The sequence below is a fragment of the Streptomyces sp. NPDC003011 genome (genome assembly GCF_053591515.1).
Genome location: NZ_JBSFTY010000061.1, coordinates 19,560 through 33,751 on the forward strand (window position 1 = coordinate 19,560; position 14,192 = coordinate 33,751).

The 14,192-nt window shown below is 70.2% G+C and carries 14 protein-coding genes and 1 other RNA gene; 7 read left to right on the forward strand and 8 right to left on the reverse strand.

The annotated features are described in order from the left end of the window. Positions 1-506 precede the first annotated feature (506 nt). A complete protein-coding gene (locus ACWD0J_RS28165) occupies positions 507-1,481 on the reverse strand; it encodes a LysR family transcriptional regulator (RefSeq protein WP_451498645.1) in 975 nt (324 codons plus the stop codon). An 83-nt stretch (positions 1,482-1,564) separates the two neighbouring features. Here ACWD0J_RS28165 and ACWD0J_RS28170 point away from each other — a divergent pair, with 83 nt between their 5' ends. The 6 genes from ACWD0J_RS28170 (at position 1,565) to ACWD0J_RS28195 (ending at position 9,371) form a co-directional block, all read left to right on the forward strand. After that, the gene (locus ACWD0J_RS28170) at positions 1,565-2,893 is read left to right on the forward strand and encodes an MFS transporter (RefSeq protein WP_451498646.1); all 1,329 of its coding nucleotides are present in this window, start codon (positions 1,565-1,567) and stop codon (positions 2,891-2,893) included. Between the two features lie 125 nt (positions 2,894-3,018). Beyond that, positions 3,019-4,317 carry an ABC transporter substrate-binding protein gene (locus tag ACWD0J_RS28175; protein ID WP_451498647.1) on the forward strand — a complete coding sequence of 433 codons (1,299 nt, stop codon included), beginning with the start codon at positions 3,019-3,021 and terminating at the stop codon, positions 4,315-4,317. Further along, positions 4,314-5,282, forward strand: a complete 969-nt coding sequence (locus ACWD0J_RS28180) for a carbohydrate ABC transporter permease (RefSeq protein WP_451498648.1) — start codon at positions 4,314-4,316, stop codon at positions 5,280-5,282. The genes ACWD0J_RS28175 and ACWD0J_RS28180 overlap by 4 nt, the downstream gene beginning before the upstream one ends. After that, entirely contained in the window at positions 5,279-6,100 is an 822-nt protein-coding gene (locus ACWD0J_RS28185) for a carbohydrate ABC transporter permease (RefSeq protein ID WP_451498649.1), read from the forward strand. Before ACWD0J_RS28180 ends, ACWD0J_RS28185 begins: the two co-directional genes overlap by 4 nt. A gap of 11 nt (positions 6,101-6,111) precedes the next feature. Further along, positions 6,112-8,361 (forward strand): alpha-xylosidase, encoded by a 2,250-nt coding sequence (yicI, locus tag ACWD0J_RS28190; RefSeq protein ID WP_451498650.1) that lies wholly within the window; start codon positions 6,112-6,114, stop codon positions 8,359-8,361. Next, a complete protein-coding gene (locus ACWD0J_RS28195; RefSeq protein WP_451498651.1) occupies positions 8,361-9,371 on the forward strand; it encodes a LacI family DNA-binding transcriptional regulator in 1,011 nt (336 codons plus the stop codon). Before yicI ends, ACWD0J_RS28195 begins: the two co-directional genes overlap by 1 nt. An 87-nt stretch (positions 9,372-9,458) precedes the next feature. On the opposite strand, the gene ACWD0J_RS28200 is transcribed toward ACWD0J_RS28195, so the two are convergent. The 5 genes from ACWD0J_RS28200 to ACWD0J_RS28220 all read right to left on the reverse strand — a co-directional run bounded on the left by ACWD0J_RS28200 (position 9,459) and on the right by ACWD0J_RS28220 (position 12,478). Then, a complete protein-coding gene (locus ACWD0J_RS28200; protein ID WP_451498652.1) occupies positions 9,459-9,848 on the reverse strand; it encodes a hypothetical protein in 390 nt (129 codons plus the stop codon). After that, positions 9,845-10,132 (reverse strand): ribbon-helix-helix domain-containing protein, encoded by a 288-nt coding sequence (locus ACWD0J_RS28205; protein ID WP_451498653.1) that lies wholly within the window; start codon positions 10,130-10,132, stop codon positions 9,845-9,847. Before ACWD0J_RS28205 ends, ACWD0J_RS28200 begins: the two co-directional genes overlap by 4 nt. Before the next feature lie 83 nt (positions 10,133-10,215). Continuing rightward, complete coding sequence (locus ACWD0J_RS28210) at positions 10,216-11,169, reverse strand: hypothetical protein (protein WP_451498654.1); 954 nt, start codon at positions 11,167-11,169, stop codon at positions 10,216-10,218. Between the two features lie 239 nt (positions 11,170-11,408). Then, the gene (locus ACWD0J_RS28215) at positions 11,409-11,657 is read right to left on the reverse strand and encodes a DUF397 domain-containing protein (protein WP_451498655.1); all 249 of its coding nucleotides are present in this window, start codon (positions 11,655-11,657) and stop codon (positions 11,409-11,411) included. Then, positions 11,654-12,478 (reverse strand): helix-turn-helix domain-containing protein, encoded by an 825-nt coding sequence (locus ACWD0J_RS28220; RefSeq protein ID WP_451498656.1) that lies wholly within the window; start codon positions 12,476-12,478, stop codon positions 11,654-11,656. Before ACWD0J_RS28220 ends, ACWD0J_RS28215 begins: the two co-directional genes overlap by 4 nt. A 138-nt stretch (positions 12,479-12,616) precedes the next feature. Between ACWD0J_RS28220 and ACWD0J_RS28225 the strand changes: the two genes are divergently transcribed. After that, complete coding sequence (locus tag ACWD0J_RS28225) at positions 12,617-13,036, forward strand: ATP-binding protein (protein WP_451498657.1); 420 nt, start codon at positions 12,617-12,619, stop codon at positions 13,034-13,036. Positions 13,037-13,102: 66 nt separating this feature from the next. Here the strand turns inward: ACWD0J_RS28225 and ssrA are convergent. Both ssrA and smpB read right to left on the reverse strand, forming a co-directional pair. Then, positions 13,103-13,491, reverse strand: a transfer-messenger RNA (tmRNA) gene (gene ssrA, locus ACWD0J_RS28230). A 100-nt stretch (positions 13,492-13,591) separates the two neighbouring features. Then, complete coding sequence (smpB, locus tag ACWD0J_RS28235) at positions 13,592-14,125, reverse strand: SsrA-binding protein SmpB (RefSeq protein ID WP_451498658.1); 534 nt, start codon at positions 14,123-14,125, stop codon at positions 13,592-13,594. Positions 14,126-14,192: the final 67 nt, after the last annotated feature.

A 14,192-nucleotide genomic window follows, 5' to 3' on the forward strand; every position in this document is an offset into this window, starting at 1 on the left:
CCTGGCCGGAACCCGACGCCTCGGACTCCTCCCACGGATCACGCACGGCGGTGCCCGCCGAGCCGGTCTCGGGGTGCCCCCCGGTCCCGCCCGCCGACGCGAGGACGTCCGTCCTGTCGGTCCGGCCGGCGTCCGGCAGACCCCGGACGCTTGGACCGGGTCTTCCCGTGCCACCGGCCACCGGGCGGGACCGGACACTCTGACTCGGGATTCCGTTTCCTCCCATGGCCGGGACCGCGGTCCCGCCGGTCTCCGGAAACACCTGGGTACGACCCCCCGAAACCGATGGATCCTGGACCGATGCGATCTCGGGCCATTCCGGTTGGGCGTCTTCCCGCCACTTGTCCACGCGCACGCTCATCCCCCCAGGGGCAGTTCCGGGTGCGCTGACGACCTTGAGCACCCGCCGGTCGAACCGAGCCCCCACCCGGTCCGAGCGCCCCCTTTATCACACTGTGCTCAGACCAAGAATGTAGCGCACAAGGAGGTTGTGTGCGTCCCGCGTGTCAAGAATGCGCGCTCATCAGGTCCCCATCGATGGCTGGAATCCACCCCCCGCTCGGCCGCCGCAGCCAGCTCTGCTCGACCGACAGTTCGAGCGCCGCCCGGCGCAGCGCCTCAAGTCCGGGATGCACCAGCCCCTTTCGCCACACCAGTGACACCGGAGACAGCGGGATCGGACGTATGAGCGGACGCAGCACTGTCGCGGGCATGGCCGGAAAATCCACCACGGCGAGGATCGGGTTCCGCGTCTTCGCCATGATCCGCTGGAACTCCTCGTCCCCGACGGCGAGCGGAACGGGCGGCGCCACCTCGACGCCATGCCCCTCGAACAGCTGTCGTGCCAGGTCGGTCCACTCCGGTGTGCGCGGATTCCCGGCGCCCGCGTACACGGCCTCGCCCGCGAGCGCGCAGAGCGGAACCGCCTCCAGTGCCGCCAGCGGGTGGTCCTCGGGCAGCACGACCGCCATCGGCTCGTAGCGCACCGGCTGGTGGTCCAGGTCCGCCCGCAGCGCCGGCGCCAGACCGGCGAACCGCCCGAACGACGCGTCCAGCCGGCCCGCGAGCACCTCGCCCGCCGCATAGGTCAGCCCGCTCTCGTAGCGGGCCATCAGCTCCTGCTCGGGGGCGAGTTCGCGGGCCCGGTGCAGGACGCGGCGTCCGGTGGCCAGCCCTGGGGAGTTGAGGTCCACCAGCAGGGGCCGGACCTGCCGGAAGGCGGCGAGCAGTTCGTCCTGGGCCTCCAGTGCGCGCCGCGCGTACGGCACCAGCCGTTCACCGTCGGCGGTCAGCGTCACCTGCCGGGTGGTCCGCACGAACAGTTCGGCGCCGAGTTCCCGCTCCAGCCGCCGCACGTCCCGGCTGAGCGCCTGCTGGGCGACGTACAGGCGGGCCGCGGCGCGGGTGAAGTGCAGCTCCTCGGCGACGGCGAGGAAGGCGCGCAGGAGGCGGGGGTCGAGGTGGTGACCGGTGGCGGGCATGGGAGGAATTTACAACCGGAGTGCGTGAATCGGGACGGAGCAGGTGTTGGACCCGTCGATCGGCTGCGGGTGACCGTGAACGCATGCCGCAACCGACGCCCGGGAAGCCCCCGTTGTACACCGTCACCGCCGACGCCCTCGTCGCCGTCGACTTCGCCCCCCGCACCGGGAACCGTCCGCCCGGCCCCTACCGCCGCCTCTTCACCGTCCCCGGCACCCGCGCCTTCACCGCCGGCAACCTGCTGGCCCGCCTGCCGATGGGCATGTTCAGCGTGAGCGCGGTCGTCATGATCGCCGGTACGCGGGGGTCGTACGCCCTGGCCGGTGCCGTCGCCGCGACCGGCCTGGCGGCGACCGCGGTGGTCGCCCCGTGGACCGCGCGGCTCGTCGACCGGTACGGACAGGCCCGGGTCGCCGTACCCGCGACCCTGCTGGCGGCGCTGGGCTCGCTCGCGCTGCTGCTGTGCGTACGGCACGGCGCGCCCGCCTGGACCCTGTTCGCCTCCTACGCCGCCACCGCGACGACGCCCAACCTCGGCGGCATGTCCCGGGCCCGCTGGGCGCATCTGCTGAAGGGCTCGCCCAGGTCCCTGCACACCGCGAACTCCTTCGAGCAGGCCGTGGACGAGCTGTGCTTCATGCTGGGCCCGGTGCTCGCGGCCTTCCTGTGCGGGACGTTCTTCCCGGAGGCGGGCACGCTGGCGGGCGTCGTCCTGCTGGTGACGGGCATGCTGCTGTTCGCCGCCCAGCGCTCCACCGAACCGCCGCCCACCGCGCGGACCCGGGTGCGGACCACGTCGCTCCTGCGCGCCCCCGGCATGCCGCCGCTGCTCGCCGTCTGCCTGGCGATGGGCGTGGTGTTCGGGGCGATGGAGGTGGTCACCATCGCCTTCGCGGACGCGCGCGGGCATCGCGCGGCGGCCGGCGCGGTGCTGGCCCTCCAGGCGGCCGGCTCGTGCGCGGCGGGTCTGCTGTACGGGGCGGTGAGGCCGGCCGGTCCCGCGCGGGAGCGGTACGTGTGGTGCATCGCCGCGATGACCGCGCTGATGACCCTGCCGCTGCTCGCCGCCTCCCTCACCGGCTCCCTGTGGGTGCTGGCGGGCGCGCTGCTGGCCGCCGGGACGGCGACCGCCCCGACGATGGTCACCGGCATGACCCTGGTCCAGCAGCGCACTCCGGACGGGCGCCTGAACGAGGGCATGACCCTCGCGGTGACCGGCCTGCTCGGCGGGGTCGCCGTCGGCAGCGCCCTCGGCGGCTGGCTCGCGGAGCACGCCGCGCCCGCCACGGGCTACGGCGTGCCGGTCGCGGCGGCGGCGGTGGCCCTCGTGATCGCGCTCGGCTCCGTCGGCCCGTCCCGCCGCCGGTCCGGCCCGTCGAACCGCTTCCATGAATCGCGTCCGAATCATTGACGCCCTCGCGGCCGCCCCCTACCTTCCCCCGTCGAAGCGCTTCGACGTCACGCATCGAATCGATTCGATGAACGCTGCGTGACGCCCCCGGGAACCATCCGACTCCGACCCCCTGGAGACGCAGGATGCTGACGGCACGAAGGCGTACGACGACGCTCATGGCGGCGATGCTCGGCACAGCCCTGCTCCTGACCTCCTGCGGTGGTTCGGGCAGCGGCTCCTCCGAAGACGGCAGGACGCTGAAGCTGTGGCACTACGAGGCCCCCAACAGCGCGATGGGGCAGGCCTGGGCCGAGGCCGTCAAGGAGTTCGAGGCCAAGCACCCGGGCGTGAAGGTGGAGTTCGAGGCGAAGGGCTTCGAGCAGATCCAGAAGACCGCGCCGATGGTCCTCAACTCCTCCGACGCGCCCGACCTCATGGAGTACAACAAGGGCAACGCGACCGCGGGCCACCTCTCCCGGCAGGGCCTGCTCACCGACCTGACCGCCGAGGCGGGCAAGCGCGGCTGGGACAAGAAGCTCAGCGAGGGCGTCCGTACCACCAGCCTCTACGACACCGACGGCGTCATGGGCTCCGGCAAGTGGTTCGGCGTGCCCAACTACGCCGAGTACACGACGGTGTTCTACAACAAGGACCTGTTCGCCGAGCACGGGATCCCCGAGCCGAAGACGTTCGACGAACTGACCGCCGCGATGGACACGTTCGTCGGGAAGAAGGTCACCCCGCTCGCCAACGCGGGCGCCGAATACCCGGCCCACCAGTACCTCTACCAGCTCGCCCTGTCGAAGGCCGACCGCGCCTGGGTCGACGCGTACGAGCTGTACAAGGGCGAGGTCGACTTCCACGACGCCGCCTGGACCTACGCGGCCGAGACCTTCGCCGACTGGGTGCAGAAGGGCTACATCAGCGAGTCGTCCACCAGCGCGAAGGCGGAGGACGCCGGCGTCTCCTTCATCCAGGGCAAGGCACCGCTCTTCTTCTCCGGCAGCTGGTGGTACGGCCGCTTCCAGGACGAGGCGTCGTTCGACTGGGGCACCTTCCTGTGGCCCGGCTCGGACCTCACCCTCGGCTCCGGCGGCAACCTGTGGGTGGTCCCCAAGGGCGCCGAGAACAAGGAGCTCGCCTACGACTTCATCGACATCACCCTGTCGAAGAAGATCCAGAACCTGCTCGGCGACAAGGGCGGTGTCCCGGTCGCGGCGGACGCCGGCGCCGTCACCGACCCGCAGTCCAAGGCGCTGATCGAGGACTTCGACACGCTCTCCCGGCGCGACGGCCTGGCCTTCTACCCGGACTGGCCGGCCGCCGGCTTCTACGACGTCCTGGTCTCCCAGACGCAGAAGCTGATGACGGGCACCACGAAGCCGGACGACTTCCTGGACGCGTTGCAGCAGGCGTACGACAAGGACGCCCCGAAGCGATGACGGTCACCGTCGAACGCGGCGGGCGGGTCACCGGCAAGCAGGACCCCGCCGGGCACCCGCGCCGCCGCCCCCGCGACTCCTACGCCCTGTTCCTGCTCCCCGGCGTCCTCGCCTTCCTCGTCGTGATCGTCGTCCCGTTCCTGATGAACACGGGCGTCAGCTTCACCGACTGGCAGGGCGTGGGCACCCCCGGCTGGACCGGGCTCGCCAACTACCGGGAGCTGCTGGACGACTCCGAGTTCTGGGCGTCCTTCCGGCACAGCCTCTTCATGGTCGTCGCGATGGCGGCCGTACCGACGGCGGTCGGCCTGGTCCTGGCCGCCGCGCTCTTCGACCACGTCGGCAAACACTTCGGCAGCCGGTGGGCGGCGGTCCTCCGTGCCTGCTTCTACCTCCCCCAGGTGCTGCCGATCGCGGTCGCCGGCATCGTCTGGAGCTGGATCCTCGCGCCGGAGGACGGCACCCTCAACGAGCTGCTCGCGGCCATCGGCCTGTCGTCCTGGCAGCAGGACTGGCTCGGCGACCCGGACCTGGCGCTCTACAGCGTCATGGGCGTCATGGTCTGGATCCAGCTCGGTTTCCCGCTGGTGGTCTTCATGGCGGGGCTCGGGCGCATCGACCCGCAGCTGTACGAGGCGGCCGAGCTGGACGGCGCCGGCTGGTGGCGCCGCTTCCGGCACATCACGCTGGCGCAGATCCGCCCGGAGATCTACGTCGTCCTCACCTGGTGCTCGATCGCCGCGCTCAAGGTGTTCGGCGCGGTGTACGTCCTGACGAAGGGCGGCCCGGGCGGCGCCACGAACGTCCCCTCCTACTTCTCCTTCACCACGTTCTTCGAGAAGACGCAGGTCGGCTACGGCGCCGCGATCTCCACCGTGCTGACCGTGATCATCCTGCTGCTGTCCCTGATCGGCTTCAAGCTCCAGACCCGCGCCGAGGACGCCGAGGAAGGGGTCCGCGCATGAGGGCGCTCCGCCGTTACCCGGTCCTGGTGGCCCTGTGCGTCGCGGCCCTCTTCATGGTGCTCCCGTTCGCGATCGTCACGGTCAACGCGTTCAAGTCCCCCGCCGAGTACGCCCAGAACGGCCCCCTCAGCCTCCCCGAAGGGCTCTACCTCGACGGCGTCAAGGACTTCTGGGAACGCGTCGACTTCGGCCAGAAGCTGGTCAACTCGGTGCTGATCAGCGGCACGGTGGCGGTGCTGGCGGTCGTCCTGTCCGTCCTGAACGCCTACGCGATCGGTATCGGCCGCGTCAAGGGCCGCACCTGGGTGCTGGCCTTCTTCGTCCTCGCGAACATGCTGCCCCAGGAGGCGCTGGTCTACCCGGTCTACTACCTGAGCAAGGAGGCCGGCCTGTACGACACCAGGCTGAGCGTGATCATCGTGTTCACGGTGATCCAGGCGGCCTTCGGCACGTATCTGCTCTCCTCGGTCCTCGGCCGGTTCCCCCGCGAGATCATCGAGGCCGCCCGGATCGACGGGGCGGACAAGTGGCAGGTGCTGTGGCGGATCGTCGTGCCCGTCAGCCGTCCCACCATCGGCGTGCTCCTGGTCTTCTTCTTCATCTGGACCTGGAACGAGTTCCTGCTCCCCCTGGTCATGCTGATCTCCAACGACAACCAGACCGTGTCGGTGGCCCTCGGCGTCCTCCAGGGCCAGCGCCTGATGGACGCCACGATGACCAACGCGGCCGCCCTCCTCGGCGTGCTGCCCGCCCTCGTCTTCTTCCTCGTCTTCCAGCGGACTCTCACCCGCGGCATCGCCGTGGGTGCGGTGAAGTAAGGACCCCCCACATGAAGTTCACGGACGGCTACTGGCTGCTGCGCGAGGGCGTCACCGCGGACCACCCCGCCGAGGTCCTCGACGTCACGGCGGCGGACAGCGCCCTGGAGATCCACGCACCGTCCCGGCCCATCCGCAGCCGTGGCGACCTGCTGACGGGACCGGTCATGACGATCAGCGCGCACGCCCCGATGCCGGACGTCATCGGCGTCACCTTCACCCACTTCCGGGGCGAGCGCCCGGAAGCTCCGGAGTTCGAGCTGTCCGGGCGGGAGTTCAGCCCGCACCTCGCGTACGACGAGGAGCACGCGACCCTGACCTCCGGCGCCCTGTCGGTCCGGTTCGCCCGCGGTGGCCCGTGGCACGTCGACTTCCTCGCCCACGGCCGGGTGCTGACCAGCAGCGGCACCAAGAGCATGGGCATCATGCGGGACGCGTCCGGCGCCCACTACCTGCGCGAACAGCTGACCCTCGGCGTCGGGACCTCCGTCTACGGCCTCGGTGAGCGGTTCGGCCCGCTGGTGAAGAACGGCCAGGTCGTCGACATCTGGAACGCCGACGGCGGCACGGCCACCGAACAGGCCTACAAGAACGTGCCGTTCTACCTCACCGACGCCGGCTACGGCGTCTTCGTCGACCACCCCGGCAAGGTCTCCTTCGAGGTCGGCTCGGAGGCGGTGTCACGGGTGCAGTTCAGCGCCGAGACGCAGGAGCTGACGTACTACGTCATCCACGGCCCGACCCCGAAGGAGATCCTCCACAAGTACACCGCCCTGACCGGCCGTCCGGCCCTTCCGCCCGCCTGGTCCTTCGGTCTGTGGCTGTCGACGTCCTTCACGACGTCGTACGACGAGGAGACCGTGACCTCCTTCATCGAGGGCATGCGGGAGCGCGAACTGCCGCTCTCCGTCTTCCACTTCGACTGCTTCTGGATGCGCGAGCACAACTGGTGCGACTTCCGGTGGGACCCGCGGGTGTTCCCGGACCCGGAGGGCATGCTGGCCCGGCTGAAGGAGCGGGGCCTCAGGGTCTCCGTCTGGATCAACCCGTACATCGCCCAGCGCTCGCCGCTGTTCGCGGAGGGCAAGGAGCTGGGGCATCTGCTGAAGCGGCCGGACGGGAGCGTCTGGCAGTGGGACCTGTGGCAGCCGGGCATGGCGGTCGTGGACTTCACCAGCCCGGCGGCCCGCGAGTGGTACGCGTCCAAGCTGGAGGGGCTGCTCGCCCAGGGCGTCGACTGCTTCAAGACCGACTTCGGCGAGCGGGTGCCGCTCGACGTGGTCTGGGCCGACGGCTCCGACCCGGAGCGGATGCACAACTACTACACGTACCTCTACAACCGCACGGTCTTCGACGTGCTGCGCAAGCACCGGGGCGAGGCGGAGGCGGTGGTCTTCGCCCGCTCGGCGACGACGGGCAGCCAGAAGTTCCCGGTCCACTGGGGCGGCGACTGCGAGGCGACCTACGCGTCGATGGCCGAGTCCCTGCGCGGCGGGCTGTCCCTCGGACTGTCCGGCTTCGGCTTCTGGAGCCACGACATCGGCGGCTTCGAGGGCACGCCGACGCCGGCCCTGTTCAAGCGCTGGCTGGCCTTCGGCCTGCTGTCCTCCCACAGCCGCCTGCACGGCAGCTCCTCCTACCGCGTGCCGTGGCTGTTCGACGACGAGTCCGTGGACGTGCTGCGGCACTTCACCCGGCTGAAGCTGCGGCTCATGCCGTATCTGTACGAGGCCGCGCGCACCGCCCACACCGAGGGCGTGCCGGTGATGCGGGCGATGGTCCTGGAGTTCCCCGACGACCCCGGCTGCGCGCATCTGGAGCGGCAGTACATGCTCGGCCCCGACCTGCTGGTCGCGCCGGTCTTCTCCGACGAGGGCGAGGTCTCGTACTACGTCCCCGAGGGCACCTGGACGCACTTCGTGACCGGAAAGACGCTGACCGGGCCGCGCTGGGTGCGGGAACGGCACGGCTTCCTGAGCGTGCCGCTGCTGGTGCGGCCGGGGGCGGTGATCCCGGTCGGCGCGGTGGCCGACCGGCCCGACTACGACCACGCCGACGGGGTCACCCTGCGGGCGTACGGTCTGGAGCGGGGCGCGCAGGTGTCGGTGCGGGTCGGGGACGTGACCTTCACCGTCGTCCGCGAAGGGGACCTGGTCCGGGCGTCGTGCGGCGATCCCCGGGCGCCCTGGGGGCTGGCCGTGGACGGGCGGGAGGTGCGGGCGGAGGCCGGCACCGGGTTCCTGACGGCGGAGTGGGCCTGATGGTGAAGATCACGGACGTGGCGCGGCACGCCGGTGTCTCCCCGAGCACCGTCTCCTACGCGCTCAGCGGCAAGCGCCCCATCTCCGAGGAGACCCGGCGCCGGGTGCGGGAGGCGATCCGCGAGCTGGGCTACCGCCCGCACGCGGGCGCCCGGGCGCTGGCCAGCAGCAGGTCGAACGTGCTGGCGCTGGTGGTGCCGTTACGGGCCGGCATCCATGTGCCGGTGGTGATGCAGTTCGCGGTGTCGGTCGTCACCACGGCCCGGCGCCACGACCACGACGTCCTCCTGCTCACCCAGGAGGAGGGCGAGGAGGGCCTGCGCCGGGTCGCCGACACGGCCCTGGTGGACGCGCTGATCCTGATGGACGTGCAGCTGCACGACCCCCGGCTGCCGTTGCTGCGCAATCTGGACCTGCCCTCGGTGATGATCGGCTTCCCCGCCTCCCCCGAGGGCCTGACCTGTATCGACCTCGACTTCAAGGCGGCCGGTGAGGCGTGCGTGGAGCATCTGGCGGGGCTCGGACACCGGGTGGTGGCGCTCGTCGGGTCGCCGCCGGAGGTGTACGTCCGGCAGACCGCGTTCGCCCAGCGCGTGGTCCAGGGTTTCACGGCCGCCGCCGACCGGCACCGGCTCGCCTCCTCGGTCCACCCCTGCGAGGCGGTGCCCGGGGCCGCCCGCACGGTCGCCGAGCGGCTGCTGCGCGAGCAGCCCGCGCTGACGGGTGTGGTCGTCCACAACGAGCCGCTCCTTGAGCCGCTGATCGACGCCTTCGAGCAGCTCGGGCTGCGGGTCCCCGGCGATCTGTCCGTCACCGCCATCTGCCCCGACGAGCTCGCCGAGTCCGTCCGCGTCCCGGTCACCTCCGTCGCCCTGCCGTCCGCCGAGATCGGCACCCTCGCGGTGGAGCTGCTGATGCGGAAGCTGGACCGCGCGGACGTCCCGGAGGCCACCCTGCTGCCGGCCCGGCTGACACAGCGGGCGAGCACGGCCCGGCGGGTGCTGCCCTGAGACGTCGGGCCGCCCCGCACCCCAAGGCCGCCGTGTTCACCGGCCACATACACGGCTGGTGAGCCACGCGTGAGCGGATGACGGGTGTCAGCTCTGTGCCGGCGCGACCGGCAGCAGGGCGACACCGAGGCCGCGGTAGGCAGCGGGCTCCGTCGTGCCCACTTCCCAGCCGGTCGACATGCTGACGGCCGCCGCGTGCAGGACCGGCCAGCCCTGCTCGGGAAAGAACTGGGCGGCGAGACGCCCCATGACGTCGGCGAGGATGCGGTCGGCCGCGGCGACCTCGACGGCGGCGAGCTGCGCCAGGTGGGTCGCGATGCCAGGCCGGCTCCTCGTCGCCTCGGCCAGGCAGAGAGCGGGGGCGATCACCGTATAGAGGGGGTCTTCGTGTGCGGCCACGACGAACCCGGAGAGGACGCGGTGCCCCTTCCCCAGAGCGAGCAGCGCGTGATGGTCCAGGATGACGCCGTCGTTCACGCCGCCGCGCCCTTGCGGCGGGCTTCCGTGCGGGCCTTGCTCGCGGCCAGCATGCCGCGCGCCTCGACCATCTCGTCGTCCGTCAGCGCCCGCCCGTGCAGCAGGTTCTCTTCGATGTACTGCCGTGCCTGCTCGGCTCGGCGCTGCCGCTCGACACGGCTGCGCATGGTCTCGTTGATCAGCGCGGAGAGGGACGGGGCCCCGCCTTCCCGGACGAGCCGCTGAAGCTCTTCGAGTACGTCGAGGTCGAGCGTCACGGAGATCGGCTTCTTCGGTGCTGTCACGATGCGAGGATATCGCATGGACATGTGAGGGAATCCTATGCTCGGGATGGGCGGATGAGGAGGCACTGACGCATGCCGCCCTTTCAGGTTCGCTGGGGCTCCCGCTCCCCGTCCCGCATCGCGGTACGGATGTCCGCGACCCGGGCGCGCACCGTGGCGGGTCGCGTCCCCGTGAGCGCGACGGGTGCGGCCCCGCCCCCTGCCCGGCAACCACCGCAGAGTCCGCCGGGCAGGGCTTCCGGGCGGCCCGGGACGCCGCAGTCGGTGCACTCCATGAGCGTGCGAGGTGCGGGCGCTTCCGCCGCAGCGGGCCGCTCGGGAGGCAACTTGTCGACGAGCCTGCGCCGGACGAAGGCAGGGGGTGAGTGCACGTGCTCGGGGAGTCCGGCGACCAGCACCCGGATCAGGTGATCCGGGGTCACCCCACGGGCCAGCCACGTGGCTGCCAGCTCTTCCAGGGCCGCGCAGTCGGCGGAGGACAGGGCCAGCCGCGCCTCCTGGAGGCCGATCCGGGCGAGAGCGAGGTACGCGGCGGACGGCTGGCGTACGTCGTGGCCTTCCGGCTGCGGGGGCGCGGCCTGCGGGGCCTGGGGGGCCTGCGGGGCCTCGGCGGCCTCGGCGGCCTCGGCGGCCGTGTCGCCGTCGAGAAACCGGGCCCACCACTCGTTGTCCCGAGCGGTGCGGGACCAGTAGGTGTGGAACACCCATCGCGTGCCGACGACCGGCCCCTCGACGGACTCGACACGCCGGCGCACCCGACGCAGGTGCCCGGCCCTGCCCAGCTCGTTGAACGCGGAGCGGACGGCCTGCTGCCCGTACAGGGGCTGGGACTTGGCGATGGTCTTCGCATCCATCGCCGCGTTCTCGCAGAGCTGGTCGAGAAGGGAGGCGAGGTAGGCCTCGCGGACGGAGAGATGGGCGAAGTCACCGGGTCGGGGAGCCCGTTGGTCCGGGACGACACGCTTGCCGTATCCGGGTTTGGCCAGGGGATGTGCTGCGGGTACGGGCAGGACAGCGCTAAGGTTTTCGTAAGCCACGGGATCGCCTCTTTCGATCTTGCGGTGAGACCCCGGCGGGTGCTGCGAACACCCGACCGGGGTTGTTTGTTGTGGCGAACGCTAGAGGGTCGCGACGCTGCGTCGCAACCCGATCACGAAAAGTCATTCCCGCTGGCGTGCGGGGCGGTTGAGGCACGGGGAGGGTGGGAGGGTGGGTACTGACCCACCACCCATTCCCTACAAAAGGGGCTCGGATCCCGAACCCCGAAGCCCGGGGCTCAGGCTCCGCGGGAGGCGTACGCGACAAACGCGGCCCAGGCATCCGCCGGAACACCGAACCGGGGACTCCGAGCCCCGAGCTTCGAGTCACGCACGTGCACGGTGTGGGGGCAGGCGGCGACTTCGAGGCATTCGCCGCCCTGATCATCGCTGTAAGTGGACTTGCGCCAGGCGTAGGCGACTTCGAGGCAGGCGCCGCCCGATGAATCGCTGTAGCTGGACTTGAACCACGACAACTCGGCGCTCATAGCTCCTCCGCCAACTTAGCGATGAATTGGGCAGACTGGTCTACGTTGAGTGCCTGCGAGCGGATCATGCCGTAACGCTGTGCCAGCGCACTGATCTTGCCCCTCTCGCCGTAGAGCGCCCCCGTCTCCTGTGCTTCCACGTGAGCATAGACGTCGTGTTCGGCGGTCTCCACCAGGATGAGCGCTCCGCTCAGCGCAACAGTCGGCGCAAGCGGAAAGGGCAGCACCTGAAGCGCCACGTTGCGCATTTCGCCCACCTTCAAGAGATGTTGCAGCTGACGTCGCATCGCAGACCTCTCCCCGATGGCCGCCCGCAATGCCGCCTCGTGCATCACGAACGTGAAGTGCGCCAGAGGCTTGCCGGTCAGCTTCTCCTGTCGCTTCAGACGAGCCGCCACCCTCTCCACCACCGTCTCCTCGTCCAGCGGCGGGCAGTCGTTGCTGATCAGCTCCCGTGCGTACTCCTCGGTTTGGAGGAGACCAGGGATCAGCAGAGGCTCGTACCACTGAACCGTGACCGCCTCCGCCTCCACCAGCACATACTGCTGCGTCCGCTGCGGAAACGGCTCCGGCTTCAAAAACTCGTGCCCCGCCAGCAACTTCCCCCGCGCCCCGCACAACTGGTCCGCGATCTGCAACAACCGCAGCGTCGGCCGACGCCTGCCGCACTCCATCGACTTGACGTATTCGTAGTCGTACCCGGCCTCGTCGGCCAGGGCCTGCCGGGCGACGCCCGCGCTCTCCCGCCACAACTTGATCTGCGCGCCGCAGTACCGCCAGTTCTGCTGGGCCTGCTGGGACTCACCCGACACCGACGCCATTGCGCGACCACCCTCCCGCCAGACACACCGTGTACAGCCACGCTGCGTACCCGCTCCGCCACTGTGTGAGGCTACGCGCCGACGGCCAGCCTGTTCACAGCAAACGTCGGAGAACCACACGCAAGGAACGAAACGCGCATGCCGACCTCCCCCACGGCCCTCCCCCGGGACATCGAATGGCGCCTGCCCCGCCACCCCCGCAGCATCGGCAGGGCGCGGACCCTCCTCCGTGAGCAGGCGGCCTCCTGGAAGGTCCCGGACGAGGTGACGGAGACGGCGGTTCTGCTGCTGAGCGAGTTGATGACGAACGCGTACCGTCACGCGGCGGTGCCGCGGGGCCGCGAGATCTGGGCGCGCTGCGTCCTGGAGGCCGGCCGCCTCCGCGTCTCGGTGACGGACGCGGACGACAGGCTCCCCGCGATCCGGGAGGGGTCACCGTACGAGGAGACGGGCCGGGGTCTGCGCCTGGTGGCGGCGCTGGCGGACAGGTGGGGGGCCGAACCCCGCCCGTGCGGCATCGGGAAGACGGTGTGGTTCGACATCGGGGACCGCGCATGACAGAGGCCCCGCCGCTCGAAAGCGACGGGGCCTCGGCCCACATGGGGTACCCGCTCAGGCGCGGGCGAGTGGAGATGGCGGGAATCGAACCCGCGTCCAACGGTGCAAAAACAGGGCTTCTCCGTGTGCAGTTCGCTGCGCTTTTCTCGGCCCCGGCGATCACGCGAACAAGTCGCCGACGGGCCCAGTCACTGTTTGATTTCCCATTGAACCCCGTGACCGGGCTCAATGGTTTAGTTCCCTAGATTATGCCAGGATCCGGGTCGGGAACACTCCCGGGCTGACACCCTTTTAGGGTCCTTCACTCACTGCTTATTAGGCAGCGAGGGCGAAGGACTGGGAATCGCTCTTGGAATTGGCGATTATTTTTTGCGACATATGGTTTACGAGATCATTGCCGCTTCCTCGACACGCTTCCCCTGCTTCAACAGCCGCTGTCGAAACCGATCATCCCCATGTTGAATTTTCAAAGCGCACCCGGTGCAGCTGTGGGGTGCTCTGCCATCGTACGTGACCAACGCACGCCGATGCCAGCCCATTCCCGGCGGGCGGCGTCTACGCGCCGCGCTCCCGCCGCTTCACCGCGGCGATCGCGCGGTCGGTCTCCCGCCGGTCCTGCTTCTCGCGGAGCGTCTGCCGCTTGTCGTACTCCTTCTTGCCCCGCGCGAGCGCGATCTCCGCCTTCGCGCGGCCGTCCTTGAAGTACAGGACGAGCGGCACGATCGTATGGCCCGTCTCCTCCGACTTCACCGACAGCTTGTCGATCTCCTCGCGGTGGAGGAGCAGCTTGCGCTTGCGGCGCGCGGAGTGGTTGGTCCAGCTGCCCTGGCTGTACTCGGGGATGTGGGCGTTGTGCAGCCACGCCTCGTTCCCCTCGATCTGCACGAACCCGTCGGCCAGCGAGGCGCGGCCCTGGCGCAGCGACTTGACCTCGGTGCCGGTCAGCACGAGCCCGGCCTCGTACACGTCGACGATGGCGTAGTCGTGACGGGCCTTCTTGTTCTGCGCGACGATCTTGCGCTTGCCGTCCTTGGCCTTGGCGGCGGCCGCCCCGCCCTGCTTCGGCTGGGACTCTTTCGGTACGTACATTCCCTTGCTCATAGTGCAGCCATTTTCGCACCCCGGGGGCGCCCGCGGGAAAGCCGTTTACGAGGTC